The organism is Pelagihabitans pacificus, assembly GCF_009371985.2.
In the GTDB taxonomy this organism is placed as follows: domain Bacteria; phylum Bacteroidota; class Bacteroidia; order Flavobacteriales; family Flavobacteriaceae; genus Pelagihabitans; species Pelagihabitans pacificus.
Genome location: NZ_VIKU02000002.1, coordinates 629,658 through 656,154, shown reverse-complemented (window position 1 = coordinate 656,154; position 26,497 = coordinate 629,658). Strand labels below are relative to the sequence as shown.

Annotated in this window: 28 protein-coding genes; 11 read left to right on the top strand and 17 right to left on the bottom strand. The window is 43.4% G+C overall.

Annotated elements, in window-relative coordinates; translation table 11 throughout:
• The first annotated feature begins 88 nt into the window (after nt 1-88).
• The gene (locus tag FK220_RS10335; protein ID WP_238718973.1) at nt 89-658 is read left to right on the top strand and encodes a lipid-binding SYLF domain-containing protein; all 570 of its coding nucleotides are present in this window, start codon (nt 89-91) and stop codon (nt 656-658) included.
• Nucleotides 659-773: 115 nt separating this feature from the next.
• Here FK220_RS10335 and FK220_RS10330 read toward each other — a convergent pair whose 3' ends face one another.
• Nucleotides 774-1,982 (bottom strand): OmpA family protein, encoded by a 1,209-nt coding sequence (locus FK220_RS10330; RefSeq protein ID WP_152574229.1) that lies wholly within the window; start codon nt 1,980-1,982, stop codon nt 774-776.
• 599 nt (nt 1,983-2,581) lie between these two features.
• On the opposite strand from FK220_RS10330, the gene FK220_RS10325 reads away from it, so the two are divergent.
• A complete protein-coding gene (locus tag FK220_RS10325) occupies nt 2,582-3,274 on the top strand; it encodes an RNA polymerase sigma factor (protein WP_152574228.1) in 693 nt (230 codons plus the stop codon).
• 84 nt (nt 3,275-3,358) lie between these two features.
• Nucleotides 3,359-4,423: an AI-2E family transporter gene (locus FK220_RS10320; protein WP_317168324.1), complete on the top strand. Its 1,065-nt coding sequence runs from the start codon at nt 3,359-3,361 to the stop codon at nt 4,421-4,423.
• A gap of 905 nt (nt 4,424-5,328) precedes the next feature.
• Here FK220_RS10320 and FK220_RS10315 read toward each other — a convergent pair.
• On the bottom strand, nt 5,329-6,345 hold the full coding sequence (locus FK220_RS10315) for a S1C family serine protease (RefSeq protein ID WP_238718972.1): 1,017 nt from the start codon (nt 6,343-6,345) through the stop codon (nt 5,329-5,331).
• A 45-nt stretch (nt 6,346-6,390) separates the two neighbouring features.
• Nucleotides 6,391-7,257: an OmpA/MotB family protein gene (locus tag FK220_RS10310; RefSeq protein WP_152574225.1), complete on the bottom strand. Its 867-nt coding sequence runs from the start codon at nt 7,255-7,257 to the stop codon at nt 6,391-6,393.
• A 296-nt stretch (nt 7,258-7,553) separates the two neighbouring features.
• On the opposite strand from FK220_RS10310, the gene FK220_RS10305 reads away from it, so the two are divergent.
• The 7 genes from FK220_RS10305 to FK220_RS10275 all read left to right on the top strand — a co-directional run bounded on the left by FK220_RS10305 (nt 7,554) and on the right by FK220_RS10275 (nt 12,851).
• Nucleotides 7,554-7,934 carry a response regulator transcription factor gene (locus FK220_RS10305; RefSeq protein ID WP_152574224.1) on the top strand — a complete coding sequence of 127 codons (381 nt, stop codon included), beginning with the start codon at nt 7,554-7,556 and terminating at the stop codon, nt 7,932-7,934.
• A 128-nt stretch (nt 7,935-8,062) separates the two neighbouring features.
• Nucleotides 8,063-9,235: a baeRF7 domain-containing protein gene (locus FK220_RS10300; protein ID WP_152574223.1), complete on the top strand. Its 1,173-nt coding sequence runs from the start codon at nt 8,063-8,065 to the stop codon at nt 9,233-9,235.
• A gap of 152 nt (nt 9,236-9,387) precedes the next feature.
• Nucleotides 9,388-9,906 carry a nicotinate-nucleotide adenylyltransferase gene (locus FK220_RS10295; protein ID WP_152574222.1) on the top strand — a complete coding sequence of 173 codons (519 nt, stop codon included), beginning with the start codon at nt 9,388-9,390 and terminating at the stop codon, nt 9,904-9,906.
• Between the two features lie 36 nt (nt 9,907-9,942).
• A complete protein-coding gene (locus tag FK220_RS10290; protein WP_152574221.1) occupies nt 9,943-10,149 on the top strand; it encodes a dodecin family protein in 207 nt (68 codons plus the stop codon).
• 197 nt (nt 10,150-10,346) lie between these two features.
• Nucleotides 10,347-10,985 carry a class I SAM-dependent methyltransferase gene (locus FK220_RS10285; protein WP_152574220.1) on the top strand — a complete coding sequence of 213 codons (639 nt, stop codon included), beginning with the start codon at nt 10,347-10,349 and terminating at the stop codon, nt 10,983-10,985.
• Nucleotides 10,982-11,395: an archease gene (locus FK220_RS10280; RefSeq protein WP_152574219.1), complete on the top strand. Its 414-nt coding sequence runs from the start codon at nt 10,982-10,984 to the stop codon at nt 11,393-11,395. The genes FK220_RS10285 and FK220_RS10280 overlap by 4 nt, the downstream gene beginning before the upstream one ends.
• 10 nt (nt 11,396-11,405) lie before the next feature.
• Nucleotides 11,406-12,851 (top strand): RtcB family protein, encoded by a 1,446-nt coding sequence (locus FK220_RS10275; RefSeq protein ID WP_152574218.1) that lies wholly within the window; start codon nt 11,406-11,408, stop codon nt 12,849-12,851.
• On the opposite strand, the gene FK220_RS10270 is transcribed toward FK220_RS10275, so the two are convergent.
• Both FK220_RS10270 and FK220_RS10265 read right to left on the bottom strand, forming a co-directional pair.
• Entirely contained in the window at nt 12,848-13,483 is a 636-nt protein-coding gene (locus tag FK220_RS10270; protein WP_152574217.1) for a phosphoribosyltransferase, read from the bottom strand. The genes FK220_RS10275 and FK220_RS10270 overlap by 4 nt on opposite strands.
• Nucleotides 13,464-14,144, bottom strand: coding sequence for a dienelactone hydrolase family protein (locus FK220_RS10265; protein ID WP_152574216.1), 681 nt, complete (start codon nt 14,142-14,144; stop codon nt 13,464-13,466). Before FK220_RS10265 ends, FK220_RS10270 begins: the two co-directional genes overlap by 20 nt.
• Nucleotides 14,145-14,318: 174 nt before the next feature.
• Here FK220_RS10265 and FK220_RS10260 point away from each other — a divergent pair, with 174 nt between their 5' ends.
• A complete protein-coding gene (locus FK220_RS10260) occupies nt 14,319-14,468 on the top strand; it encodes a hypothetical protein (RefSeq protein ID WP_166204859.1) in 150 nt (49 codons plus the stop codon).
• On the opposite strand, the gene FK220_RS10255 is transcribed toward FK220_RS10260, so the two are convergent.
• From FK220_RS10255 to FK220_RS10200, 12 genes are all read right to left on the bottom strand, one after another.
• Nucleotides 14,465-15,121, bottom strand: a complete 657-nt coding sequence (locus FK220_RS10255) for a hypothetical protein (RefSeq protein WP_152574215.1) — start codon at nt 15,119-15,121, stop codon at nt 14,465-14,467. The two genes, FK220_RS10260 and FK220_RS10255, sit on opposite strands and share 4 nt — an antisense overlap.
• 27 nt (nt 15,122-15,148) lie before the next feature.
• Nucleotides 15,149-15,592: a hypothetical protein gene (locus FK220_RS10250; protein ID WP_152574214.1), complete on the bottom strand. Its 444-nt coding sequence runs from the start codon at nt 15,590-15,592 to the stop codon at nt 15,149-15,151.
• Between the two features lie 168 nt (nt 15,593-15,760).
• Nucleotides 15,761-17,131, bottom strand: a complete 1,371-nt coding sequence (locus tag FK220_RS10245) for an MBL fold metallo-hydrolase RNA specificity domain-containing protein (protein ID WP_152574213.1) — start codon at nt 17,129-17,131, stop codon at nt 15,761-15,763.
• Nucleotides 17,132-17,134: 3 nt separating this feature from the next.
• On the bottom strand, nt 17,135-17,980 hold the full coding sequence (locus FK220_RS10240; protein ID WP_152574212.1) for a restriction endonuclease: 846 nt from the start codon (nt 17,978-17,980) through the stop codon (nt 17,135-17,137).
• The gene (locus tag FK220_RS10235; RefSeq protein WP_152574211.1) at nt 17,964-18,881 is read right to left on the bottom strand and encodes a mechanosensitive ion channel family protein; all 918 of its coding nucleotides are present in this window, start codon (nt 18,879-18,881) and stop codon (nt 17,964-17,966) included. The genes FK220_RS10240 and FK220_RS10235 overlap by 17 nt, the downstream gene beginning before the upstream one ends.
• Before the next feature lie 93 nt (nt 18,882-18,974).
• Nucleotides 18,975-19,811: a universal stress protein gene (locus tag FK220_RS10230; protein ID WP_152574210.1), complete on the bottom strand. Its 837-nt coding sequence runs from the start codon at nt 19,809-19,811 to the stop codon at nt 18,975-18,977.
• 151 nt (nt 19,812-19,962) lie between these two features.
• Complete coding sequence (locus FK220_RS10225; RefSeq protein WP_152574209.1) at nt 19,963-20,805, bottom strand: universal stress protein; 843 nt, start codon at nt 20,803-20,805, stop codon at nt 19,963-19,965.
• Complete coding sequence (locus tag FK220_RS10220; RefSeq protein ID WP_152574208.1) at nt 20,805-21,671, bottom strand: universal stress protein; 867 nt, start codon at nt 21,669-21,671, stop codon at nt 20,805-20,807. Before FK220_RS10220 ends, FK220_RS10225 begins: the two co-directional genes overlap by 1 nt.
• Before the next feature lie 17 nt (nt 21,672-21,688).
• Nucleotides 21,689-22,534, bottom strand: coding sequence for a universal stress protein (locus FK220_RS10215; RefSeq protein ID WP_152574207.1), 846 nt, complete (start codon nt 22,532-22,534; stop codon nt 21,689-21,691).
• A gap of 93 nt (nt 22,535-22,627) precedes the next feature.
• On the bottom strand, nt 22,628-23,464 hold the full coding sequence (locus tag FK220_RS10210) for a universal stress protein (RefSeq protein WP_152574206.1): 837 nt from the start codon (nt 23,462-23,464) through the stop codon (nt 22,628-22,630).
• 77 nt (nt 23,465-23,541) lie between these two features.
• Nucleotides 23,542-24,594 carry a response regulator gene (locus tag FK220_RS10205; RefSeq protein WP_152574205.1) on the bottom strand — a complete coding sequence of 351 codons (1,053 nt, stop codon included), beginning with the start codon at nt 24,592-24,594 and terminating at the stop codon, nt 23,542-23,544.
• Nucleotides 24,591-26,489: a sensor histidine kinase gene (locus FK220_RS10200; protein WP_152574204.1), complete on the bottom strand. Its 1,899-nt coding sequence runs from the start codon at nt 26,487-26,489 to the stop codon at nt 24,591-24,593. Before FK220_RS10200 ends, FK220_RS10205 begins: the two co-directional genes overlap by 4 nt.
• Nucleotides 26,490-26,497: the final 8 nt, after the last annotated feature.

Below are 26,497 nucleotides of genomic sequence, written 5' to 3'. Positions count from 1 at the left end.
GTACATTGTTTTCATCACCCACAAAGGATAAAAGTTGGGATTTCGAAAATCGAAACGGCACATAGTAATAATAGTAAAATAGCGCATTATGAAAACAAGAATGGCAAGAACAAATAGTTTATTGTTTTTAAGTCTAACCGTATTTCTGACCTACACGGGTATTTTTGCACAGGGACAGATAGGCGGATGGGATCCCGAACTTGAAACAAAAGCAAGGGAGACGATAGAAATGTTTAAGGAAAAAGACCCCGGTTTGGAGCTATTCTTTCAGGAAGCATACGGTTACGCCGTTTTTCCAGGGGTAGGAAAAGGAGCCGCCGGCGTAGGCGGTGCCCATGGCTCAGGTGTTGTTTTCCAGAAGGGCGAACCCATTGGAAAGGTCACCATGACCCAGATCACCGTGGGTTTCCAGTTTGGCGGACAGGCGTATAGCGAGCTCATATTTTTTGAGGATGAACAGGCCATGAAAAGGTTTCAACGGGGCAAACTCAAATTTGCAGGACAGGTCTCCGCAGTGGCGGTAACGGTAGGTGCCTCGGCCGATGTAGCCTACCAAAATGGCGTTGCCGTATTTACGATGTCCAAGGCGGGCCTAATGTACGAAGCCTCCCTTGGGGGACAAAAGTTCAAGTACCGGCCCAAAAAGAACAAAAATTAAAAAGGTATAAAAAGGGGTTTGTAACGAAACCCCTTTTTAAAACGTTCACATCAGCTCAACCATCAGCGAGGATAACAAAGGGCGCACTATTTTGTCGATTCCCACTTCTTTTTATTTAACCTTCCTCCGACATCTTCACGAACTCCACCCTTCTATTGGCTGCTTTGCCCTCCGGGGTATCGTTGGTGACCATGGGTTTACTTTCCCCATAACCTTTAGAGACCAATCGATCGGCACTGATACCCATGGCAACAAGTTGCATCATTACGGTATTCGCCCGACGTTCTGAAAGCTCTTGATTGAAGTCAAATTCACCATCGCTATCGGTATGGCCCTCGACACTGAATTTTATCTCCGGATGGTCGGTCATAAGGCCATGGATTTCATTTATAACGCCCATAGACTCGGGTCTAAGAGTGGCTTTGTTTACATCAAAACGGATACCGTTAGCGATGATTTTTCCGTCTTCCATAATCCGGTCATAGTATTTTACACCACCCTTGGCAATACGAACATTTTTGACGTAGAATAAATTGTCGTTCTTGGCATGATACGTGTACAGCGTCAACCCTTTCGGATCAAAATCGATCCTTGGGATATTCAATAAACGGGTTTCATCCATATACGCTTTCAATTTGCCGTTGGTGTAAGCAATGGCTATGTGCATCCACCTGGATTTCTTGATATTTTCTTCAGGCAATTTGCTTCTGGATTGACCCAATTGCATCGTTTCATGTGTAATTTCTATGTAAGTATAACCGGTAGGGCTGCCCGATTTCTGATTTTTTCTATCATATAGATAAGCTTCGAATCTTCCATTTCCAGGGTAAAACAGATCAAATTCAATAGTGAATACATCCGGTAGATAGTCGTCCTGTGGATCTTTAAAATAAGGAACAATTGATGGAGCCCCATCCCGCAGCATAATGACCATATCACCGCCAAATTCAGCTACCTCGGCATTTCCCCTTACTAAATCCCATCGGGATGGGAACTCCCCGTTCTCCTCATTTTCCTGATTATCATCAAAAATAATATCGGGCCCGGGAACGAAGTCATATTTCGCCCACACAAGTTTTGGTTCTTGGGAGGCAACGGCAGGCTCCTGTGCCTTACCTTTTTCCTTGGGTTGTTTTTGCCCGGGAATAGAATCCTCGGATTTTTCCTCGAAAACTTTTCCAACCTCCTTTTCGGCCTTCTTTTCAACTTCCCTTTCGGTTTTCTTTTTGGCCTTTTTCACTACTTTTTTTAAGATTTGGGCCTCTGCGACCAAAGGTGCCTGAAGGAATAGCCCGACGACTAAGAACACTAGTATTTTTTTCATGATTACATAGTTTTAATTCTAGATGGTGCGCCTTTGCACATCGTGCTTCACTTATTTCGATTTCCCTGGGAACAACAAATAGTATTTCGAAAAGTTCTCCATAATCCACGCTTTTTGGGGGTAGTCGTTCAAATATAGCGTCCACAGCGACGGTGTTCAATGATGTATGTCATTCTGTGACCTATTCTTTTTAGACATCTTTCCGTTAGTTCCCAAACCTAAAAAGTGGGGGGCGCAGTAAAAAAATCATCTTGATTTGATCGTTGAATCTGGAGATGGTAAAAACTATTTTGGCGGAGTGGGGAGAAAATTGAGTCCAAAAGAGATACCTCACGGTTCGGAACGGGGGAAACAGATTTTTATATGGAGAATGACAAGAAAGGAAAGGGCGCAATAAGGAATCGGAACGGGGGTTCATTTTAGTATGTCCTAAGCCTTTTTAAAGGGGATTTTAATGAAAACGGCATATAGCGGACATAGATATACATACAGGAAGACTGATCAATATCATATATAGTAAATCGATATATCCATAATTTTATGCAAGTACCAAAGTGGCAAATGGTTCATTTGTCTTCAACTTTTTGATTTTACATACTATGCCTACCAAAGAATTATTTAAGCACAAACAAGAAAACGACTTTCAACAGTTTTATAAAAAACTGGAAACCTTTGTGCCCGAATTAAAACAATTCATGACCGGAAGCCTAAAGGCAGCAGAGCAGCAGGGAATGCTCGATAGGGGATTCTACGATGCCGATGAAATGCTCGATGAAGTCTACTTGGAAGTATTCAATGATTTTTCATCGGAAACCGATATCGTAAAATTGAGACGCTCCCTGTTTCAGAAGGCCCTTAAAAAAATTGAGGGCAAAGAGGCAGAGGAAATACCCGATGAGGTCAATACCCATGCAATGTTGAAAGGGGAATTGAAGTTGTTGAACGAAGATTTTACCACCGATGGCGACGGGGATCCCATACTTTATGACGAACTGGACGATATTTCGTACCGCCAGAAACAGGGTTGGTCCTCAAAAATTTATTTGGATGACTTGTTGGAAAAGCAACTGATTGCAAAATTTGATCTTCACGAAGCTTCGCTACTCTCGGATGAAAAGAGACAGCTTTTGGGGGTTTTATACAATACCATACCGGAAAGAAGTAAGAAGGTCATCGAATTGTTTGTATTCGGTAATCAGGATACGCATGAGATTTCCGAAATATTGGGGGTTCCCGAGGAGGTCATCGAACGTATTTTCTTCAAAGTAAAGGAACGTTTTAAACTCGTATAATCTTACAGAACAACCAACCATGAGAAAATATACAGTCAATCTGGCGAATACATTTTACTTCATTTTCATCGTTACCGGGCTGATTTGGATTCTCATGGCGGCCAAGGTGATTATTATCCCACTGGTTTTCAGTTTTTTTTTGCGTTGATGTTAAAGCCCATTGCTGCGTTTTTTGAACGTAGATTGCGGAATAGGATATTGGCCATATTCACTTCGTATCTTTTGGCGGTCATACCCTTGCTCGCAGTACTTTTTTTCTTTTTTAACCAAACCAGAATTTTGTTCAACGACCTTCCATCGGTTCGTGAACGCCTAAATAAGGTCATGGTTTCGGTTTCCGATTGGTCCGATCAAAAGTTTAACCTAGAGGCCGATGCCACTGCAAGCTGGATTTCCGATAATATCCTCGCGGCTTCCGATTTTTCAATAGGTTTTATTCGGGAAAGTTTGGAGTCAACGACCGGTATCTTGGCCAATATGGTTTTGATCATCCTCATTACCTACTTTCTCTTGTTGTATAGGACCGCATTTAAACACTTTTTTCTCGCCCAAGTAAATTCAAAGGGCAAGGAAAACGTAGTGCGCCTGTTGGATAAATTACAGGATTTGACAAAACGGTATATGCTGGGCCAGGGATTGGTCATCATCATCCTTGGTTTGTTGATCGGAACGGGATTGTGGATCATTGGCGTTCCCTATCCTTTCTTTTGGGGATTCCTCGCAGGATTCCTCGAAATAATACCCTATGTGGGAACCTCCATAGGGGGTATCTTACCCTTTCTTTATATGCTAATGGTAGCGGACAACTTTTGGCAACCCTTGGCGGTAGTAGGATTGTATATTTTGGTGCAACAGATAGAGGGCAATTTTATTTCCCCGAACGTGATGGGGCAAAGCATTCGTATCAATCCCTTATTCGTGATTATGGGTTTGTTTGTCGGGGGAATCATGTGGGGCATATCGGGCATGATATTGGCCTTGCCTATTTTGGCGATTTCAAAGGAAATATTTAGGAGTTTTGCCGTGTTGGCACCCTTGAGTTATCTTATGGAAGACGGCCTTGCACGAAAAAAGAACATTTTTCTTCAACAGTTCGACCGTAGCGAGCATCGAATTTTTAATCTGTTTTTTGAGGAGAAGCAACACTAATCCCCTACTACGGATATCTTGGGAGTGCGACCGAAGCATATTAAAGAACCTCAAAAAAAAACAGGAGACCCAAGAATCTCCTGTTTTCAAAGTCCAACTGAGTTTTTTGGTCCGATTCATCCTTAAGTCATCTTCCAATGAAAATGATATAGGGGCGAACTTACAAAGAAATCATTCGCACTTTTACTTTCATTAAGGTTTTGACATGCTGTTCTCCTTTTGAATGTAAATCAAAAAAAGGACTGGATTCCGTAAGAGTTCCAGTCCTTTTGTAAGGAGTAAGGTACCTTGTGCGATTGAATCGTTGGTCCTGCACAAACGTACTAGCGAGACATTCGAACAGGGCGATAATCCATAAGGTTTCTTAACACCTTTGTATGGTTTCTAAGGCATGGCTGCTTAGAAACTTGGATTAGGATTGTTTACAGTAAAAAACAGGAAGCCGAAACTTCCTGTTTTCCATAGTGAAAGGGAATTCATCAATACCGTTCATTTATCTTTTAAACCACTTTATTTCTAAAATGACCTAACCGACGAATTTGGGCATCAACAGCATCCTTTTCCCTACTATGACCGGTTCCATCTTACGATGGATTCGACCAATGCTTTTAGGTTTTGAAAAGAAACCGGGACATCGAAATGTCCCGGTCCCTTAGAAGACGTACTTCGACCCGATTTCCACTTACACTGAACCTTTCCGGGATTAATCACTAAACCCGTTCAGGATTCAAAAGGTATAAAAGGGTGTCTGTAACCTCTTCTGTCTTCTTGGATCTTGAGTTCCCCTAAAAACAAGACCCAACCTACTATATTTTTTCAAAGAACGATATTCTCTATTTGAATGGTGCTAAAATAACGGGTTGTATTCAACTACAAAATGACCTAGATCAGTTTGGACATTTTTTCTACTTTTTTGGAATGATTACTTCCAAGTTCATCACTTTTCCTTTTCTTAGAATGGTACATCTTACAATATCTCCCGGCTGTAATCGCTCTAAAATAGACCAGGCTTTCGTAAGATTTTCCCCATTGGTCAAGGGGATGGTTTCCAAGCTCAATAAAATATCGCCCCCTGCCAATAGCTGATCGCCCTCAATGCCCATGTGATAGAAACCTCCTCTCAGCCCCAATATATGACCTAATGAGTTTGGTGCCACTTTTTGCACCAGCACCCCGGCAGGTTGCGGTACGTTGAATATTTCAGCCAAGGGGCCTGAGACAAAATAGGCTTGTATCCCGGTCCAAAGGGGTTGCCCCTCGCATAGTAGTTTTTGGGCTACGTTCGAGGTGGCGGCAAACGAGATACCCTGAAATCCTTCGGAGTGACTAATGATAAAACTGGCGATTCCAATGACTTCACCATCCATGTTAAAAAGAGGGCCTCCAGAGCTCCCTTCATTTACCGCCGCATCCGTTTGAAAGAATTCGGTGGTCATAAGTCCGCTGACCACATGTTTTCTTGAATGTTTTCCACTCACGTACCCGACGGAAAGGGAATGTCCCAATCCAAAGGGCGAACCGATAACAAAAACTTGATCGCCTATTTTGACTTTATCGGAATCTGCCAGTGTAACTACCGATAAGGGGGTACTTTTCGGTTCGCTTAATTTGATCAAGGCGACATCGGCCATGGGGTACGAGTACAGCACTTTTGCCGGTACCTCCTCCCCATCTGAAAAAACCACCCGGATAAGGGCTGCGGTTTGAACGATGTGGGAGGCGGTCATGATATCTCCCTGGTCGGAAATAACAAATCCTGAACCGATGCCCTCCAAGGTGACCATGGCTTTCATACGACCCTCCCCGAAAACTTCGGGCTGTATGGTTTTGATCAAAACAACCGATTCATTGGCTTGTTCATACAAATCGCTGATGCTTTGGGCAAAGCTGTCCAGCATGCATAAAGCAACGATAATGAACATAAAATATCTCATATGCAGATGCCCTGGCTAGGGACTCGTTAAAGGCTACTCACCCTGATTTCCGATGCTTGTTAGAGGAGGTTCCAAGAGTTCAAAGAACTGGTCGAGCTTGGGAAGAATAACGATTTCCGTACGACGGTTTTTGGCCCTTCCTGCTACCGTCCCATTAGTTGTTTTAGGGAGGTATTCGGAACGCCCGCCCGCGGTCATCCGTTGTGGTTGTACCCCAAACTTGTTCTGCATTAAACGAACGATGGAAGTGGCTCTTTTCACACTCAGGTCCCAATTATCGATCATACATTCATTGGCAATGGGAACATTGTCGGTATGCCCCTCCACCAGAATATCCAGTTCTTTGTGGTCATTGACGATCTTCGCTATTTTTCCGATAACTTCCTCTGCGTGATTGCTAATTTGATAACTTCCGGAACGGAACAGCATTTTGTCGGAAATGGAAACATAGACCACCCCCTTCTTAACTTCTATGCTGATGTCTTCGTCATCAAAATCGTCCAACGATCGTTTCAAATTCATGATCAAGACCAAATTAATGGAGTCTTTTCGCTGCATAGAACTAGTTAGGTCCTTAATGTATTTATTTTGTTCGTTCAGGGCTTCCAATGATCTTTTAATACTCTCAGCACCGGATTTGCTTACTACGGAAAAATCGGATAGACGTGCCAATAAATCGGTGTTGGTACTCTTAAAATACTCCATTTGTTGTTCCAATGATTTAGACCTGTTTTTTTCATAAGCGAGATCGACCTCTAGCAGGGAACGGGCGCTCTCACTGGACCGTAAGTTATTTTCGCATTGTTGCGCCCGATCTTGTAAGGCCGTATATTTCTTTTGACTCACACAAGAGGTCAATAAGAGAATCACGAGTGCCCCGATTAATTTCAAAGTGTTCATTTCTCCAAGTTTTAGTTCATACTAAATTCCACTACAAAGGAAACCCTGGGGGCCGTGCTATGAAATGATGTACATCATGCTTGGGTACAAATTTGACCTTCGCTCATCGCGACGCCACCAAAACATTAAAAATTGTAAAATTTTCGAAGCTATGGAATCGTAGGTTGGAATTGAATGTTAATGGCTTCCCTTTCTCTTCGGAAAGTTGTCGATTTCTATAGGTTTATTCTTGCAAACATCTTTATTTTTCGTACCTTATTACGCCCCATAGTCTATAACTTTATTAAAGTTATTCCATGATTTGTATCCTGATCATTGAGGATGACCCGTCCCTACGGGAAAATACCGCAGAACTGCTGGAATTGGAAGGCTTTTCAACGCTGACCGCACCCGATGGAAGGAAAGGGCTGGAACAAATTAAACGTCATAAGCCCGATGTAATACTGTGCGATTTACGCATGCCCGAAATGGATGGTTTCGCGGTACTCAAGCACCTTGGAAAGAATCCCCATTTAAAAAAAATTCCCTTTATTTTCTTTAGTGCCAAAACGCAAAAAGTTGAAGTTAAAAAAGGAATGGAAGCCGGTGCCGACGCGTACCTTACCAAGCCTTTTGAACTGGAAGATTTATTGGCATCCATTGAAAAATGTCTTAATAGCACAAGTACTTCCCGCTGAATCGGGTTTTTTCCTGAAAAGTCACTTTGTCTTACAATTTAAAATCAAATGAGTTTCCACTTCCAAGCTGATTCAAATCATTTTGGATTATTTGTTGAATGGGTATTTTGGTCTAAAATAATCTGACTATGAATACTTCTGAAATACATCCGTTACCAAAAGAGACTTTTGAATCCCTTATGAAAAGGCGCGCCCTTCATTGTGTGTCGATCTACCTGCCCATGGACAAACAGGGGAAGGAACAGAATCGACATCTGGCCCAGGCCAGGCTTAAACAATGCATCAATGAAGTAAAAAGGGCATTGGCCGAACATCAAATGCACGAGGACCAGATAACCACATATCTTCAACCGATCGAACAACTGCTACATCAAGTTACCCTCTGGCGCAATCCCTCGGACGGACTGGTCATTTTTTTGGATCCGGAGGAAGGAATGCGTTATTTTCAAATACCTATTCCCTTTGAGGTACAAACCTATGTGGCCGGTCATTTTTACCTCTTGCCCTTACTTCCTTTATACCACGGTGATGGCCAATACTATGTTTTGGAACTGAGTCAGGACTATGTGCGACTCTATAAGGCGTCTAGATACGGTTTTGAAGACCAGAACATCGAGGATTTTGCCCCACACCGATTGGAAGAGGCCGTAGGCTATGACTACGCCCCCAAAATGTTTCAATTCAGAAGTGGTCAAAATGTTCATAGCGCAGGTTCTTTTCATGGTCATGGCGAGGGGAAGGACGATCGTAAAAAAGAGCTCATCACCTTTTTTAGGGAAATTGACAAGGGTGTAAAAAAAGTCGTTTCCGGTCAGAATATACCCTTGGTTTTGGCTTGTGTTGATGAAGTATACGATGTCTACAAAGAGGCAAGTACCTACCCTGCCCTTTTTGATAAGAACTTGGAAGGAGACCCCGAATTCAAGGGAAAAACAAGCTTGCATCAAGCTTCGTGGGATTTGATAGAACCGTATTTCAAGCAAATACAGGAAGAAAAAAGGACCAAGTTTACCGAGTCGTACCACACCCCCAAGACCTCCTACGAAATCGATAGTATCATCAAAGCAGCCTTGAACGGAAAAGTCGATACTCTTTTTATCCAAAAAGGAACCGAAGTGTATGGTATTTATGATAGGGAAAACGATGTTGTGGCCCTAGATACCAAAAAAGATACGAATAACGCCTCATTAACGAATTTAACTGCTTTGGAAACCTATAGACAGGGCGGTGCGGTCTATATTTTACCGTCTACCGAAATGCCGATAAAAGAGCGGGTTATGAACGCACTTTTTCGGTATTAATTAGAACCATCCACGTCTTATAGAGTAGACAAACAACCTACTCCAAAATGACTTATATCATTGCAGGGAGAAGCAGTACTACCTACTTTTGGGCTGTTGAACCGAAGGTTCTATTACAGGCTTATCTGAATATTAATTTAAAAATCAAAACCATGAGAAAAGTACTGTTAGGTCTAATTGCCATAGGGCTGACCCTCCCAATTTATTCACAAATCACTGAAACGACCGAAACGGAAAAGCTTACGGAAGTGACAGTTTATGCTACGAACTATAAGTATTTGCAAAATGTGAAAACTGAACAAGCGGCATCCATACCGGTAAAAATGTTGGAGCGCAAAGTAGCCGAATTTGATGTGAAAAATTCCGATTATTATGAAGACGAATATGACTTTTATGAAGTAAACTTTTACATCCCCGAGGGCACTATTCTCGCGGCCTATGATAAGGACGGCAAATTGTTGCGAACCGTGGAACGATTTAATAACGTCAACTTGCCCAAGGCTGTCCAGATGGCAGTTCTTGACCGTTTTCCTGAATGGACGATTACAAAAGACGTATATCTAGTCGATTACCACGAACATAAGGGCGTTAACAAAAAATACAAATTGAAATTAGAGAATGGGGACCAAATCCTTAGGGTTAAAATGAGTGAAAATGGGGAATTCCTGTAAAGGATTCACCCTCTATCAAATTAAAAAAATAGCGTTATGTCAGTTTTAAAAGTTGTTGAAATATTAGGAAATTCTACGGTAAGTTTTGAAGATGCGGTGCAAAACGTCATCACCGAAGCTTCAAAAACCGTAAAGGATATCAAATCGGTCTATGTGCAAGATATGCAGGTTACCGTAAAGGATAACAAGGTCTCGGAATACAGGGTAAATACTAAAGTAACTTTTGGAATTTTAGAGATGTAGCGGGTATTCCTTGATTAACCATGGAGAAGGTATCATACTCAATTTGAATTTTGTATGATACCTTTTCTATTTGTAGTATGGTCTTCGCCGCATAGATAGCGCGTCTTTGTGATTGTTAAAATTAGCTTGATTGATATACATCATTGTCAGTGCGTGTATTAATTGAGACCTTCCGGAAAATTAAAATTTACAGCGTTATGGCACAGACAGAAGTATTCGACAAACATGTGGAAGCATATGAGCAGTGGTACGAGGATTATCAAGATGTTTACCAATCGGAGATTTCCGCTATCAGGGAACAGTTGGCCAAGCTACCCGAAAACATCCGGGGTATTGAAGTTGGCTTGGGTACCGGGCGGTTTGCACTGCCGCTTGGAATCAAGGAGGGGGTTGAACCCTCACAAGCCATGGCAGAAAAAGCCATAAATCGCGGAATCGAGGTCATAGAAGGCTATGCCGAACAGTTGCCTTACGGCGACCTACAGTTCGATTTTGTACTATTCGTAACGATTTGTCACTTGGACAACGTGAGACACGCTTTGAAACAGGCACACAGGGTATTAAAGCCTAAAGGCACTATTTTGATCGGTTTTTTGGATAAAGACCGACCCATCGCCAAACAATATATCGAAAAACGCCATCGTAGCAACTTCTTTGCCAAGGCGAATTTCTATACTGTTGAGCGAATACGATCATTACTCAAAGAGGCGGGATTCAAAGATTTGGAATTCAACCAGACGCTATTCGGCGATATGAATGAAATCAACGAAGTACAGCTGCCAAAAACTGGTTTTGGGGAAGGTTCTTTCGTAGTGGTGAAAGCAACCAAAAAATGAAAATAGAGTACCTCCCACATACGGCCGATATCCGTATGAGAATACAAGGTAATGGCTTGGAGGACTTGTTTCGGGCCGGGGTCCTGGGAATGGGTAATATTCTAAAAGAGGGTATTTGTGATCAAGAACACATTTTTGATCGGAAGGCCGAAATTGAGATCGTTGCTGCCGACCCCACCTGCCTGCTTATCGATTTTCTGTCCGAAGTGTTGTCCCATTCGTATACGGAAAAATCTGTTTTCTGCAAGGTAAAATTTTTGGGGTTGTCATCGGTCAAAGGTGTTGCGGAGATCTATGGGAAGAAGGTCGATGGTTTTGATGAGGAAATCAAGGCGGTTACCTACCATGAGGCCGAAGTACATAACAGTGGCATCGGAGGTCTGCAAACGATGGTCGTTTTTGATATTTGAGACATAAAAAATGAAAATTAGAAAAGGAGACATTCATAAAATAGAGGATTATTTGTGGGAAATACCGAAATCGTTCCGACCAAAAATGCGTGTACCCGCAAGGGTATTGGCTTCTGAACCACTACTTGACGACATTATGGAAGATCGTTCCCTGGTGCAACTAGTGAATGTCGCTTCCTTACCGGGTATTCAGGGGGCTTCGCTTGTCATGCCCGATGTGCATGAGGGGTACGGCTTTCCAATTGGAGGTGTAGCTGCCACTTTGTACCCCGATGGCGCCATTTCCCCAGGAGGTATCGGATATGATATCAACTGCGGCGTTCGCCTGCTCACTTCAAATCAGAAGATAACGGATATAAGACACCGATTAGAAGAACTGTCCAAAGAGATGTATGCCCAAATTCCCTCTGGAATGGGTAAGGGAGGGCAAATTAGACTATCGCCCCAAGAAATGGAAGACGTACTGAGAACCGGTGCGGAATGGGCCGTTGAAAAAGGGTACGGGAAAAAGGATGACTTGGCCTTTATGGAAAGTAGGGGGAGATTGGGAAATGCCGATCCGTCCTTAATTTCCGAGATGGCAAAAAAGAGGGGAACCGATCAATTGGGTACGATAGGTTCGGGAAATCATTTTGTGGAGGTAGATTACGTCGAGGAGATCTATGATACTACCGCTGCAAAGGCCTTTGGTCTCTCCAAAGGACAGGTGGTGGTTTTGATACACACCGGTTCACGGGGGTTGGGACACCAAGTGGCAACCGACTATATTCGTCGAATTATGGCTGCCATGCCCCACTATGGTATAGAAGTGCCCGATAGGGAACTTGCCTGTGTACCCTTCAACTCCGAAGAAGGCCAAAACTATTTCAAGGCAATGTGCGCTGCAGCCAACTACGCCTGGTGCAATAGGGAAGTAATTTCATGGGAGGCCAGAACCGCATGGAAAAACATTTTTGGGTCCGATCAATCTTTAAAATTAATGTACGATATCGCCCATAATATTGCCAAAGTAGAGACGCATCGGGTACATGGTGAGGAAGTTGGGACGATCGTTCACCGTAAAGGAGCTACAAGGGCCTTTGGTCCCGGTTTTGAAGAGCTTCCGGAGGTTTATCGATCCGTAGGACAACCTGTTATCATTCCCGGGAGTATGGGAACTTGTTCCTATGTGCTAGTGGGTACCACCAAAAGCCAAGAACTTACTTTTGGGTCTTGTTGCCACGGCGCAGGGCGGCGTTTGTCGCGAACGGCTGCCAAAAAACAAGTAAATGCACCAGTATTAAAGGAGCAGCTCAAGGAAGAGGGAATCTTTGTGGAAGCAGGTTCCTTCAAAGGGATTGCCGAAGAAGCCCCAATTGCCTATAAAGATGTGAATATGGTAGTTGAAACCGTGGCTATTTCAGGAATCGCAAAGAAAGTAGCTAAGCTAAGACCGGTAGCGGTCATCAAGGGCTAGGCTTTCTTCGAGGTATGTGTTTCCTCCAACAAGGATATGGCTTCTTCGTCGGAAACTTGGTAGAATTCCTCATAAAATTGGCCTACCGCCTGAAAATGACGGGGTGTCTCGATACAGATGACCTCATCTACATTGGGAGTATCTTTCAATTTTCGTATTGCTGAGGGTGGGGCCACGGGTATGGCCACGACTATTTTCCGCGGTTGTTGTTTGTATACCAGTTCCACAGTGGCCAAGATGGTATTGCCGGTGGCGATACCATCGTCGACGATAATCACTATTTTATCCTCGAGAGGTACGGGAGAACGGTTTTGATAATATTGACGATGTCGTTTCTCCAGTTTTTTTCGTATTCGGGCAGTCTCTTCCTCTATATATCCTTGGGTGACCCCCATGGCGTTGGTAAGTATTCTGTTTTCCAAACTTACCGCACCGATCGCATATTCTTTGTGGTAAGGATGCCCAATTTTTTTGGTCAAGGCCACATCTAAAGGCGAATGCAACGATTTGGCCACGATTGCCCCCAAGGGCAACCCCCCTCGCGGGATGGCCAAGACTACTAGGTTTTCGTCCTTGTACTTCACCAATTTTTCAGCGAGTTGTAGGCCAGCATCAATTCGATCTTTGAACATTTTGCTCCTCTTTTTGTATTTGCATATGGTCGGCGAACCATTCAGCCGATAAATTGGCCACCTTTGCTAATTTGCCGGCCTCTTCGAACAAGTGCGTCGCATGGGGTATGATTTCCAGTTTTCGTTCACACTGCAGTTTTTCAAAGGCCTTCTCGTTCAGCTCGATCACTACCTTGTCCCAACCACCTACGACGAAAAGGGTAGGGGCGGTCACCCTGGACAGGTCATCAAGGGCCAGATCGGGCCTTCCTCCCCTCGAAACCACCGCCTTGATATCCTCCCCGTAAAAAGCGGCCGCACGGAGTGCGGAAGCTGCTCCCGTACTCGCTCCAAAATAGCCAATGGGCAAATCTTTGGTCTCTTTTTGGTGCTGCACCCATTGGGTTACATCAATAAGGCGCATGGTCAGCAGATCAATGTTGAATCGATTTTGAAAAAGACGGTCCTCAACTTCGGTCAAAAGGTCAAACAACAAAGTGGCCAGGCCTTTTTCCTGTAGCATCTGCGCAACATAGTTATTCCTTGGACTAAGGCGACTGCTTCCGCTCCCATGTGAAAAAATTACGATTCCAAGGGCATTGGCGGGAACCGATAGATTCCCGTTTAGGGTAAGCCCATCCAACTTGATGGTTACCTGTCGATCAGTTAGTTTCGACATCATTTTAGTATTACTTTAAATCCAATTAAAAGTAGCGTACTATGACGGATGCCAAAATGATGTCGATCATTTTGGCAATTTTTTGGCAATGGCTCTGGGAAGGCTATTTTCGCACACGAAACCCGAACTTGTCGAGGGCGTTAGAGTTGCGTGAGTGCTATTTGTTAAATAAAATATATGGCAACCATGGTTTTTGCCGATAAGCAAAAAGGCCGAATAGATGATATGGGTCTTTCCAAGGTTCTGGATGTTGAAAAAGGGGTAATTTTAATACTTCAAATGCCCTCTTTGTTGAAAAACCAACTTAAACTTGCCGCTCCCGGTTAACTTCCCGTCAGACCTCCCTTTTTTTCACCCCTAAAAATTAGGTCCTGTTCTTCCATGGCAGTAATAATGAGGTCTACATAGTCTTCGACCGTTTTTTCGATATCCTCTGGATCAAGGAGGTCGATATTGCCCCTCCATATCAACGACCGCTCTTTGTCTACGCAGATGCAATACAATGAGGTCTCCGCATGATAGATGGTGTATCTCTCATAATATTCCTCGTCGTAATAAATATCTTGGTTGCGTCGGTAATCTTCCTTAAAGCCATCACCCTCCCTATAAAGCTGGGCGATCGTCTTTCGAAGGGGTTGCTTTGTTTCCGAACCTACAATTTTAGTCAGGAGAATAGCGTCGAAATCCTTGTCGAGCAGTTGTTGCTCAAAAGCGTCCAATTCTTTTTCGGTACGTTTCGAATTGGTGAAAGCGACATCGAACACATCGACGCTACGCACGGATTCGACTCCGCGAACATCAAATTCTTTTTTCAACCTACTCTCAAAATCGACCCGGGCATCCTCATTTTGTGTCATGCCTACCAGAAGCACTTTACTGGCATCGAAAATAACGATATCGGGATTTTTCCAGTTGTCTACCATTTCGGCGGAAGAACATCCGAAGAGAACTATTAGCGATAGTAGGAAAAGCTTTTTCATAAGTTCGTTTTGATAACCCTTAGGGGGCTAGGTGAGCAACCTTTTTTGTTTGTCTTTTTTCATTACCGTCGAAACAACCTCGAAGAGGCGCTCTTTGATTTTTCGATATTTAGTTGAATAATTCCTCATTTCATTTGTCAGCTCTTTATGGGTTTCTAGGTATGCTTTTTCCATTTTTAGCTGATCTACATCATCGACCATGATTTCCAGTTGGTTTTCATGGGTCTGCACTTTCTTGAACAAAGGAACGATTTCTTGTTCGACCTTTTGAAGATCGGTGACTACTTTTTTGCTTTTTTCGAAAACTTCCGAATCGGCCAACTGCAAGGTAAACGATTTGATAAGGTTGTTCAGGAAAAATTGTTCATCTCTCATAAAGTTCAACTCCGAGAACCAATTGAGGGAAGCTTCGTGCATTTCTTCGGGGTATAACCATTCGGTATACTGCGGTTTTGTCTTTTTTGTTTCCATTTTCATTTATTTTTTTGATTTACGGTACCACTGTTTGTGTTTTAACTTCCAATTTACTCTTTCGATGGAAAATTTAAAATGATAACGATCAGTTTGCGAGGATTGAATATCGGTATAGACATGCTGCCCAATGGAAGGGTGGTCTAAAGGGGTATGGGCACGGAGAGATTAAATGATGAGTTCTACCACTTCGTTCAATTTTGGGATGTGAACCCTCCATTTAAAAACCGCATTTATTTTGGCGCGAAAACCATCGAGGGCATTCGGTTCGCCGTGTACCAAAAAAACTGTCTCGGGAATATTATTGATAGCTGTCATCCAGTGCAGCAATTCATTCTGGTCGGCATGGGCCGAAAGGCTTTCCAAATGTTCGATTTTGGCCTTAACAGGATAGTATCTACCAAATAATTTCAACTCATGTGCACCTTCCAATAATTGCCTTCCTCTGGTACCTTCCGATTGATAACCTACCAATAATACGGTCGTGGAAGGAACATCGATCAACTGCTTGAGATACGTGAGTACCCTACCACCCGTAACCATACCACTTCCTGCGATGACGATTTTGGGCCGGGGATCGTCAATGGTCTTCCAAGTGTCTGCGTAGGAGCTTATGATGTTAAAATGGCGGCACATAGCCTGATATTCCTTGATTGGCAGTTTGTGCCATTTCGGAAATCTTTCAAAAACAGAAAGCACATTGTTCCCCATGGGACTATCGATAAAGATGGGAATGTTCGGGATTTTATTCTTTTTGTACAATTGCCATAATCGGTACATCAATGATTGTAACCGCTCCACCGCAAAAGAGGGTATGATCAGATTACCCCGTTCCCTGATCGTACGGTTGATCAGGGAGATAAGAATTTCATCAACATCTTCCTCGGGATGCAGTTTATTGCCATAGGTGCTTTCAATAAATAGGTAGTCTGCCCATTTTGGCCGGTTTGGAGGGGTCAAGAGCAAATCATTGGATCGGCCTACATCGCCGGAGAAAACCCACACTTTACCAAAAATTTCCAGTTCGATAAAGGTTGCTCCGATGATATGGCCGTTATACCGAAACCGAAAACGTATATTCGTCGATAGCGGAATCCATTTCTCCTTTTCTTCCGATTGAAAGTGGGCCAATGTTTTCTCAGCTTCCTTTAGGGTATAAAAGGGCAGGGCGGGACGGTGTTTGCTATAGCCTTCCTTGTTGGCTTGTTCGGCCTCTTCCTCGTGTATTTTGGCACTGTCGAGAAGAATTATCTTTGTAATGGCCAAGGTAGGGGGTGTACCGATGATCTTTCCCGTGAAACCTTCTTTCAGCAGTCTAGGAAGATAGCCGGTATGATCTAGATGCCCATGGGTTAGGAGCACCACGTCGATTTTGGAAACATCGATCGGCAGTGGTGTCCAATTGCGTTCCCTTAGTGCTTTTAACCCTTGGAACATACCACAGTCGACCAGGATGTTCCTTTCCGGGGTCTCCAAATAGAATTTTGAGCCCGTCACCGTTCTGGAAGCACCTAGAAAGTGTATCCTAACTTTGTTCATAGCTTATTGGTTACACAGCATTTGCACCTCTTGAAGTATTTTTTCCTTCCTGTTTTGCGAAATTCCCAAATGGTCCAAAAAGAAGGTATCCTTTATCAAATGTCGGCAAAGCACAACATCCCTACTCAACAAAAAATGTTTTTCCCGGTTGGTCAATAGGGTAGAAACGGTGATGGGGTATAACCCTAATCGGTCGATCCTATCTTTTAGGCCGTCATTATCCGGATGGTCCCAACTGAGCAGATAGAGTTCGGCACATTTCCCATACTGAAGGGCATCCTTTGTAAACCGGGTATTGGTTACCACCCACCCTTTCTCCAACGTTTTGGTTTCTTTCCTTTTGGTATTCCAATGGGCCTGTATATCGGTATATCTTGAATGGATATAAAGCGGCACTTTTACGTTGCAGTTGCGGCCTTCCTCACTATGAAACTTGCATTCAATGACCGTGAGCTGACCATTTTTTTCTGCCACTACGTCTACTTCGTGGGTCACGCAAATACCTTGGACAATTTGTCCCACATGGGTTTTATATCCGGAATATTTTAAAATAGCCCCCACAAATTTTTCAAAAGGGAAGCCTGTTGGCCCCAACTCGTAGATAGCTTTTTTTAGCTTGTATTTCGATGCGAAAACAGACTTTTTCCTTTTCAGTAGGGCAAAGGCCCGATTATAGATTTCGGTGGTGGAGATGCCCTCGTATAATTCTTCTTGTACCTTCTCCAGGATGTGGGTAATCAAATCCCGGTCGGCCCCACTGTGTTTAAGGGAGTTTCGGAGCTTGTCTATGGAAAATTTGACGCGTTCCCCGGATGATTTGATAATCTCAATATTATGTTCTTTTGGCATGTTCCTTTTTTATGTTTACATCCACCTCGGGTATTTTAAGCAACTGCAGGGTCGTCGAGGCCAGGGATACGGCACCGTTGGTTCGCAGCACCGATTGTTCGATATACTCAAATAAGCGGTGTTTGGTGCTTCGCCTAAGTTTATAGTCGGTGATATACCGGAGGTTCAAAGCAATCCAATTGTCGGTCAGGCTTACTGCCACGGTTGGTTCCAGAGTGGCATTTTCAATGTAATAGCGATCTAAAAGTTCGTTCCATTTAGATCTGGAGTTTTCGGTATAGTCCGACAATAAGTCTACTGCACTATCAACCACTATTTTCTTAGCCATGGCAATGTCGGAATCGTACGTGATAAGAATGTTTATTTCATCCCAGATAAATGGAAAGTCCATGGAATAATTTTTAATAGGCCCTTTAAACACAAAGGCATTACTAATCTTTACTACCCGCCCGGAGTAGTTGTCGCTGCTGACCCACTCACCCATTTCCATCAGCGTCGTGTAGATACTGTCAATGTCAATGACATCTCCCTTGATTCCGTTAATTTCAATTCGGTCTCCAGGTTTGTAAACCCGTACGAGAAAGATATAAAAAGACCCGGCAATACTCAGTATCAGTTCCTGGAGCGTAAATGTGATTCCCGCTGTGAACAGCCCGATGATGATGGTGTAATCCGAGATGTTCTTGGCTGTAAAGAAAACCAACAGCAATAAGGCTATCATAAAATAACCCACGACCTCGACCCCTTTTTGGGCCTTATAGCGTATCGAAACGTCATTGATTCTCTTTTTGATTTGTTTCCGTAAAAAACCAATGGCAAAAACCAGAACAATTATCCAAAGTAGCAGTTTTGTCACCCTTAGTACAAAGGGATTGTTGAAGAAATCCAGTAATTCATCCATGAACGAAAACTTATGAAATCAGTTTTGGGTCCCACACCGATCCGGGTTGCGGTTGCCCTATGCTTTCAGGACAATCCCCCGGAAAGCACTTATTTATACTTGTGGAACCACCATAAAAGGAACATTGACGTGAAAACCGATTTTCTTGATAATGGGCTCTATGAACAGGCGTTCTAAAAAAGTGTGCTTGTTCTGGATCATTACCAAGAGGTTGACGTTGGCCTTGGCTTGAAAATCGTTGACGGCCGCGATAATCTCATTGTTGGGGACCTCATAAAAAAGCCCCTTGCCTCCCAATAGTTGTTCCAATTGTTTCCTGTTCTTTTTTTGTTCGTCGGAAAGCCCATACCCCGTGGATACATGCATCGCGTGAACGGTGGATTTGTGATGCTCCACAATCTCTAACAATAGGGTTAGCTTTTTCTTTTCATAGGAAACTTCGTAGTCGGTCGGGAATAGGATTTCCTTTGGTGGCACGTATTCAAAATGGGGAGGTATGGCGACGACCGGGCATTTTGATTTTTTAATGACATGTACCGTGTTGGTACCGAATAGTATTTCCTTGGCTCCAGTAGCGCCCTTTGTTCCCATGATCACCAAATCGATGTTTTGGGATTCGGTCGTTTCCAGAATTTCGTTAAGCAAGGAATTCAAGGCGGAACGAATCACTATTTTGTGTTTTTGGTTCGGATATTGTTTTTCCAAACGGCTTTTTAGTTTTTCCAGTTGGGAGATGGAATTCTCCCGGAAAATATCACCCAATCCGATTTGTCCCGGACTGAACAACACATATTCCGGTGAATATACCGGGGGCGTATAGGTGTTCAACAGATAAAAGGTGCATTCCACCTCCTTAAAAACCAAAAGGGCATACCGAATGGCTTCAAAAGAGTTATCCGAAAAATCGGTTGGCAACAAGATTCTTTTCATGACAGTACATTAATGTTGATACTATAAATGTAGCCGGGAACCAAACTGAAACCTATGATATTGGTCAGTCGGTCGATTTCCCCGAATACGGTTTCCGGTCTTGCCGCACGACCATGACGAAGGCAGGCTATGATAGTTGGTTTTCCAGGTTTTATTCGGGCAATACGAGCAGTGGCACTTCAGTATGGAAGGTTATCTTCTTTACGACCGGTTCTCTCAGGATTCTTTCCCAAAAAGAATGTTTGTAGCGCACCAAGGCCATGAGTTGCGTATCATTTTCAGCGATAAATTTTTCAATGGTCCTGGCTATATTGGATTCGTAATCCACATCTCGAAACTTTACTTCCAAGCCGTAAAGACGTTCTTCTAGCAACTTCTTATTGTCTTTTTGCTTTTCCTTAAGGGAATGTTCAAGGGATACATACAACACCAGGATTTTCGCTTTCCAAAGCAAGGCTAATTTAATAAGTGGTAGCAACTGGAATTTTTCATAGGTTTTTGAGAAATCCGTTGGAAAAACAATGGTCTTCAGGTGTTGGAAATTAAAGCTTTCCGGCACGACCAACAAGGGGCATTTCAAAATCTTTTTCATAACCTTAACGGTATTGCTGCCTAGAAATACTTCCTTGGCCCCTGAGGCTCCTTGGGTGCCCATAACCGTTAAATCGATATCTTGTTTGGATATTACCTTCTTAACCGAGCTGACCAAGGTATCCGATCGGGAAATAACCTCAAATCGATGATTGGGGTTTTGGTGGTGTTTCCTAAGATACTCCAGTACCTTTTGCAGTTCCTGTTCGGAGTATTGGGCCAAAGAGTCATAGGTCTCTGCCAATTCCTGTTGTTTCTTATTCCCCCTAGGACTGAACATGTCCGGTTCATAGGCATGAAGCAGGTAGAATCGACATTCAATATCCTCAAATAGTTTGATGGAAGTGAAAACGGCGCCCCAGGCGTTGTCGGAGAAATCGGTAGGTATCAAAATATTCTTCATCAGTGCTTCTCTTTAAGGTTGATGGGTGCGGTTTCCGGGATTACCAGAAAGGGGGTTTCGGTATGATATCCCACGGAATCGACATTCTGTTTTAGTAAGAGGCGTTCCAAAAAAGAGTGTTTACGGTTCATCATGGCCAAGAGGTCTATTTCACGTTCCCTTACATATTCATGAATGGCATCGGGCATCAAGGCCCCCTTTAGCTCCACAAAGGAGGGATGTAATGACTCAAAATTGGTACGCAACGATTGCCGATTCGCCTCCTGTATCGCCGTGAGTTCATATTCCTCCTTCACGTGAAGAACAATCAGTTCGGCCTCGAGCATGTTGACCAAGTCCATCAAGAGTTGAAGCTCTTCCTTTTTGTAACGGCTCCGATAATCGGTCGGGAACAAAACGGACGTTATTGCTTGATAGGTATAGTCTACTGGAACCACTAAGACCGGTACTTTTGCCTTGCGAATGACATGTACCGTATTGGTGCCTAGAAAAATCTCCTTGGCCCCTGTCGCCCCTTGGGTTCCCATAACGATGAGATTAATTTGCTTATCGGTGCAGACCTCCTCGACTTCATCGGTGAGGGTATTAAAGGCCGAAAGGATCTCAAATCGATGCTTGTTATTCGGGTATTTGAGCTCGATTTCTACCAGGGTATAGTCCAGGCCCTCGAGCGACTCATCTACCTTGGGATCTCTTATGACACTGAATTCCGGTCCGCCGATCAGATAATCCACCCGATAAAGCGATGGCGTGTAGGTATGCAACAAATAGAATGTGCACGTTTCGGCCTTAAACAACTCCAAGGCGTAGGAGATGGAATTCCAGGCGTTCTCCGAAAAATCAGTAGGCAATAAAATATTCTTCATTGCTAGAAATTTATAGGTTATCTAGGCAGGTTCTGCATTACCATAAATGGAAGGGTGATATGTAGTCCAATCTCATCAACCGTAGATCGATAAAGCATATCTTCCAAAAATGAATGTCGGGAGTTCACCATCACCAATAAATGAATGTCGTGCTGAGAAATGTACCCCAAAATGGCCTCCGCCTTGTTGGTCACTGGGGTCGTTTCATGAAAGAGAAACGAATTGGGCAAAGATTCCCGTAAGAAACGCCTATTGTCGATCTGTCGGTCGCTCAAAACATCGAAATCGGAAATGTAAAGACAATGAATCTCCGATTTGAACTCAGCGGCCAGATCGTTCAAGAGTTTTAGTTCCCTTCTTTTGTAGGGGAGCATGTAATCGGTAGGAAAAAGTATTTTCTTGGGTTGTTGGTATTCACAATTCTCGGGAACCGCCAATACCGGACATTGCACGTATTTAAAGACTTGTACGGTATGACTGCCAAAAGTGATTTTTTTATCGGCCGTCTGCCCTTTGGTACCCATGATCACCAAATCAACGTTGACCTCTTGCACAAAATCGTTTACGGCATCTACCAAAGACTCAAAGGCCGATACCTTGTCATAGTCATGTTTGGGATTATGCCATTTTTCACGAAGTTGATCCACAAGACTTTGCAAAGCCTTGTCCGTGTTCTTTTTGATGGTTTCCTTTTGTTGCTCAAAGGAAGCGCCATTGTTTTTTTTGAACGGACCGTAAACCTCATCGGCATAGGCATGTAAAAAGTAAAAATGGGTTCGCTGACATTTATAAAGGTTCATCGCGTATTCGATGGCATGTAGTGCATTGTCTGAAAAGTCGGTGGGAATCAATACTGTTTTCATGGGCCCAAACATTTAGGTGGAAATCCAAAAATAGAGGCAGGGCATATCAAAAACTATGATATTGGTCATTACACCAGGCGAATACGTATTGATTTATTCGTGCAATACCAAAAAGGGAACTGTAGTGGAGAAACTTACTTTTTCCACGGTCGAATCGAATAATAACTGTTGAATGAAATTAAGGTTTTTGGCCACCATAATGACCATGTCTATTTTTTTGGCTTCTACAAAAAGTTGAATGGCCTTGGTGATTTTCTTTTTTCCGGTGGTATGAAAGCTGTAGTATTCGGGAAACGTTTCTTCCAGATAGTCTTTCAAATAGGCTTTGTTTTCCTCTTGAAGGGAAGTGAGTCCGCCATTGGACCTGAGCACATGCATTACCCTAAGATGGGATTTGTGGGTTCGCAACCATTCCGAGAGGGTTTCCAGAATCCTGTAGTTGTAAAAAATATTGAAATCGGTCGGGAACGCCATTTCCAAGGGAGGAGTAAAGCTGGCTTTCTCCGGGACGGCCAATACATTGCAACGTACCTTCGTTATCACATCTGCCGTATTGCTTCCTATAATGGGTCGCTGAAGGGCTTTTTTCCCTTTCGTGCCCATGACGACCAGGTCTATTTTTTTTTCAACTACCTCTTTCCTAATGGCATCGATGAAGTTCCCATATTGTAAAGAACTGGAAAAATAGTGGTGATCGTTCGTAGCCAGTAGAGCAGTATCCTTCATGAGTTCATTCATCTTTTCCTTCGGATGGACACGCGCTTTGGCTATAGGAATGGAAAATGACATACTTTCGACCGGGGAATCCCTCAATTGCGCTACGTGTAGTATAAAAAAATTACAAGGTACATCCTCAAACAACCTTACCGAGTACATTAAGGCATTCCAGGCGTTTTTTGAGAAGTCGGTGGGGATTAAAACTTGCTTCATTTGGTTAGTCGTGTCGGCAAAAATAAAAAGTTGATGAGGGCCAAAGTATGATATTTATCAGCAGCTATAATCTTATTCTAACTTACGTAATGAAGGGCCTTTAATTCCTTGATTTTTATGTTTCTTCCGTCAATGCTGATGAGCCCCTCCTTCTTGAAACCGGAAAGGGTTCGGATAAGGGTTTCCGTTGCAATACCCGCCACACTGGCAAGATCACTTCTTGAAATTTTGATGGGGTCCTCTGTTCTCTGATTCAAGACCTCGGCAAACTGAAGCAGTGTTTGGGCCGTTTTTTTCCGCACCGAACTATAGGCCATTTGTAGCAATTGTCCTTTCATCTCCGTGATGTTCTCGGTAAGCAGTTCCATTAGTTCCAAGGAAATGGAATGGTTGTTTTCCAGAATATTCTTTAGTTGCTCTTTGGAGATACCTGCTAGTGTTACGGGCTCCATGGCAGTTGCCGATTCGTAATAGGGAACATTGTTGACAAATGAGGTAAGACCTAAAAAGTCATCGGCCCGATACAAAGCGGTGATCAGTTCTTTTCCATCCTCGTCGATTTTATGGGATTTGACCAGTCCTTTTAAAATAAGGTAAATTTTATGGGAATGCGTCCCTTCCCTAAAAATCAGTTCCCCTTCTTTGTAGCTTTCCTCGTCCCCATTGTCATCAAAGAAATTTTTGAGCTCGTTGAGGGAGCGCATTTCCTTATCGGAAATCAGTGGCTTGGCACCTTGTGCCGTATTCATTTGTGAAAGAATATGGGCCTTTGCCATCCTGCTTTCGATAGCACTGATCAAATCGTCTTCTTCAAAAGGTTTGGTCAGATAATCGTCGGCACCCATGTCCATTCCCTTACGTACTTCCTTATGTTCCGTTTTGGCCGACAGGAAGATAAAGGGAATGTGTTTGGTAGTGTCGTCCGACGAGAGCGATTGTAACACGCCGTAACCATCGATTTCGGGCATCATGATGTCGCATACGATAACATCCGGTAAGTGTTTTTTGGCCTGTTCGATACCTATTTTGCCATTCGGTGCCGTAATCACCGAATAATCCGAAAGCTCCAGTAGCTCTTGGGTGTTTTCCCGCAGCGCCTTGTCATCCTCAATTAGTAATACGCGTTTCATCTGTCCATGGTTTTTTCAGTTTCCATCGGTATCCGAATGGTAAAGGTAGAGCCTTTGTTTTCGGTGCTCTTGAAGTTTAGGGAAGCCCCTAAATTTTCAAGATGTTGTTTGGCAATATTCAAACCGATGCCGGTTCCCTGGTTTAAGAGGGCGTTTTTGGCCCGGAAATAACGATTGAAAATGTATTTTTGGTCTTCTTCGGGAATACCGACTCCTTCATCAATGATTTTTAATACTAGGGTATCTTCTATTTGTACGACTTTTATTTCAATGGTCGTATGCTCTGGTGAGTATTTTATGGCATTATGCACGAGATTGGATAATGCCAACTCCAGGATTTTTTCCTCGAACACGATTTGGAGATCGTCGATATCTTTCGGATACTGTATTTTTTGTCCCGCCTTCAGCAACATGTTGGCGTCGTATACCACTTCGTTGACCACTTTGCTCAAAGGAAATGTATCTATGTTATAGTTGACCTTGCCCGTCTCTAGCCGTTCTAAAGATAAAAAATCATTAAGGATAGTATCCAAATAGCGTACTTTGTTTTGAATGGTATCGATATGTTTTTCCCGTTTGTTTTGTTGTTCGGCCTCTGTGTATTTTCCCAAAAGGGTAGTAGACGTCAATATGCTACTTAGGGGGGTCTTGAATTCATGTGAGACCAGCGATAGAAATCGGGTCTTCAACTCGTTGAGCTCTCTTTCCGCAGCCAAGGCCTCCGTAAGTTGTTTGGTGCGTTCTTCGACCGTTCTTTCCAACTTTTCGGTGTAGTTCTTACGTTCGGTAATATCAAGGATGATGGCCAGAAACACTTCATTTTCCTCGAGGGCCGACATTTGCAAATGCACTTCCACCGGGTAAGTACTGCCATCTTTCCGCAGATGCACGGTTTCAAACTCGATTTTCTCCTCGTTTTTTTGTACCAGGGGTTCCAGTACCGCCCTGAACTGCGCTTCGTTAAATTCGGGTTTTATATCGACCGGGGTCAGATTCTTAAATTCCTCCAAGGTATACCCCATATTTCCCAAGGCACCTTGGTTGACGTTAATGAATCGAAGGGTATTCGCGTCGAATACGAAGATTTCGTTCTGGGCTTCGTTGAAGATTTTGGCCCAGTAAATACGTTCCTCTTCAATTTTCTTTCGTCTCGTTATATCATCCTGAATGCCGATAAAGTGTGTGGTGGTTCCTTGCTCATCTTTAATGGGAGTAATGGAAATCTCGTTCCAGAACAGGGTGCCATCCTTTCGATAATTCCTTATTTCTACCTGGCAACTTCTTCCCTCATTGATCGCTTTTTGCATTTCCAAAACTCCCGGCTGGTTTCTATCATCACCTTGTAAAAAACGCAGATTGTGCCCGACAATCTCCTCGTTGGAATAGCCCGTGAGCCGCTCAAAGGCGGCATTGGCATAAATGACGGGTCTTTCTTCCTGCAACGCATCGGTAATCGTAATGCCGTTGATGGAGGATTTGAGGGCCTCACTTTTGATGGTAAGCTCCTTCTCGATCGATTTACGTTCCGATATGTCGATGACCAATGCCATAACGTAGGTGGTCCCATACAAATTAAACGGGTTCAGACCCGCCTCCAATGGGAACTCCTCTCCGTTTTTTCGCACCCCCCAGAGAGGCCGGTCGTGGCCCATGGGGCGTTTCTCGCTTTTGGCAATAAAGCCGTCTACATACTTTTTGTGGACAGGCTGGTATCTAGAGGGAATCAGTAGATCCAGGAATTGGCCCTCTATCTCTTCCTTTTGATAACCGAACATTCGCTCTGCTGAAGAGTTGGTGGCGACGATCTGTTGTTTTTCGTTGACCACCAGAATACCCTCGGATACTCCCTCGGAAAGTAGATTGAAAATGTTGCTATTCTTTTGGAAGGCCTGCATGTCTCAAA

What these genes read in the sequence shown, in the direction of transcription:
- FK220_RS10335 (WP_238718973.1), top strand. Translation starts at nt 89, where the DNA reads ATGAAAACAAGAATGGCAAGAACAAATAGTTTATTGTTTTTAAGTCTA.
- FK220_RS10330 (WP_152574229.1), bottom strand. Translation starts at nt 1,982, where the DNA reads ATGAAAAAAATACTAGTGTTCTTAGTCGTCGGGCTATTCCTTCAGGCA.
- FK220_RS10325 (WP_152574228.1), top strand. Translation starts at nt 2,582, where the DNA reads ATGCCTACCAAAGAATTATTTAAGCACAAACAAGAAAACGACTTTCAA.
- FK220_RS10315 (WP_238718972.1), bottom strand. Translation starts at nt 6,345, where the DNA reads ATGTTCATTATCGTTGCTTTATGCATGCTGGACAGCTTTGCCCAAAGC.
- FK220_RS10310 (WP_152574225.1), bottom strand. Translation starts at nt 7,257, where the DNA reads ATGAACACTTTGAAATTAATCGGGGCACTCGTGATTCTCTTATTGACC.
- FK220_RS10305 (WP_152574224.1), top strand. Translation starts at nt 7,554, where the DNA reads ATGATTTGTATCCTGATCATTGAGGATGACCCGTCCCTACGGGAAAAT.
- FK220_RS10300 (WP_152574223.1), top strand. Translation starts at nt 8,063, where the DNA reads ATGAATACTTCTGAAATACATCCGTTACCAAAAGAGACTTTTGAATCC.
- FK220_RS10295 (WP_152574222.1), top strand. Translation starts at nt 9,388, where the DNA reads ATGAGAAAAGTACTGTTAGGTCTAATTGCCATAGGGCTGACCCTCCCA.
- FK220_RS10290 (WP_152574221.1), top strand. Translation starts at nt 9,943, where the DNA reads ATGTCAGTTTTAAAAGTTGTTGAAATATTAGGAAATTCTACGGTAAGT.
- FK220_RS10285 (WP_152574220.1), top strand. Translation starts at nt 10,347, where the DNA reads ATGGCACAGACAGAAGTATTCGACAAACATGTGGAAGCATATGAGCAG.
- FK220_RS10280 (WP_152574219.1), top strand. Translation starts at nt 10,982, where the DNA reads ATGAAAATAGAGTACCTCCCACATACGGCCGATATCCGTATGAGAATA.
- FK220_RS10275 (WP_152574218.1), top strand. Translation starts at nt 11,406, where the DNA reads ATGAAAATTAGAAAAGGAGACATTCATAAAATAGAGGATTATTTGTGG.
- FK220_RS10270 (WP_152574217.1), bottom strand. Translation starts at nt 13,483, where the DNA reads ATGTTCAAAGATCGAATTGATGCTGGCCTACAACTCGCTGAAAAATTG.
- FK220_RS10265 (WP_152574216.1), bottom strand. Translation starts at nt 14,144, where the DNA reads ATGATGTCGAAACTAACTGATCGACAGGTAACCATCAAGTTGGATGGG.
- FK220_RS10260 (WP_166204859.1), top strand. Translation starts at nt 14,319, where the DNA reads ATGGCAACCATGGTTTTTGCCGATAAGCAAAAAGGCCGAATAGATGAT.
- FK220_RS10255 (WP_152574215.1), bottom strand. Translation starts at nt 15,121, where the DNA reads ATGAAAAAGCTTTTCCTACTATCGCTAATAGTTCTCTTCGGATGTTCT.
- FK220_RS10250 (WP_152574214.1), bottom strand. Translation starts at nt 15,592, where the DNA reads ATGGAAACAAAAAAGACAAAACCGCAGTATACCGAATGGTTATACCCC.
- FK220_RS10245 (WP_152574213.1), bottom strand. Translation starts at nt 17,131, where the DNA reads ATGAACAAAGTTAGGATACACTTTCTAGGTGCTTCCAGAACGGTGACG.
- FK220_RS10240 (WP_152574212.1), bottom strand. Translation starts at nt 17,980, where the DNA reads ATGCCAAAAGAACATAATATTGAGATTATCAAATCATCCGGGGAACGC.
- FK220_RS10235 (WP_152574211.1), bottom strand. Translation starts at nt 18,881, where the DNA reads ATGGATGAATTACTGGATTTCTTCAACAATCCCTTTGTACTAAGGGTG.
- FK220_RS10230 (WP_152574210.1), bottom strand. Translation starts at nt 19,811, where the DNA reads ATGAAAAGAATCTTGTTGCCAACCGATTTTTCGGATAACTCTTTTGAA.
- FK220_RS10225 (WP_152574209.1), bottom strand. Translation starts at nt 20,805, where the DNA reads ATGAAGAATATTTTGATACCTACCGATTTCTCCGACAACGCCTGGGGC.
- FK220_RS10220 (WP_152574208.1), bottom strand. Translation starts at nt 21,671, where the DNA reads ATGAAGAATATTTTATTGCCTACTGATTTTTCGGAGAACGCCTGGAAT.
- FK220_RS10215 (WP_152574207.1), bottom strand. Translation starts at nt 22,534, where the DNA reads ATGAAAACAGTATTGATTCCCACCGACTTTTCAGACAATGCACTACAT.
- FK220_RS10210 (WP_152574206.1), bottom strand. Translation starts at nt 23,464, where the DNA reads ATGAAGCAAGTTTTAATCCCCACCGACTTCTCAAAAAACGCCTGGAAT.
- FK220_RS10205 (WP_152574205.1), bottom strand. Translation starts at nt 24,594, where the DNA reads ATGAAACGCGTATTACTAATTGAGGATGACAAGGCGCTGCGGGAAAAC.
- FK220_RS10200 (WP_152574204.1), bottom strand. Translation starts at nt 26,489, where the DNA reads ATGCAGGCCTTCCAAAAGAATAGCAACATTTTCAATCTACTTTCCGAG.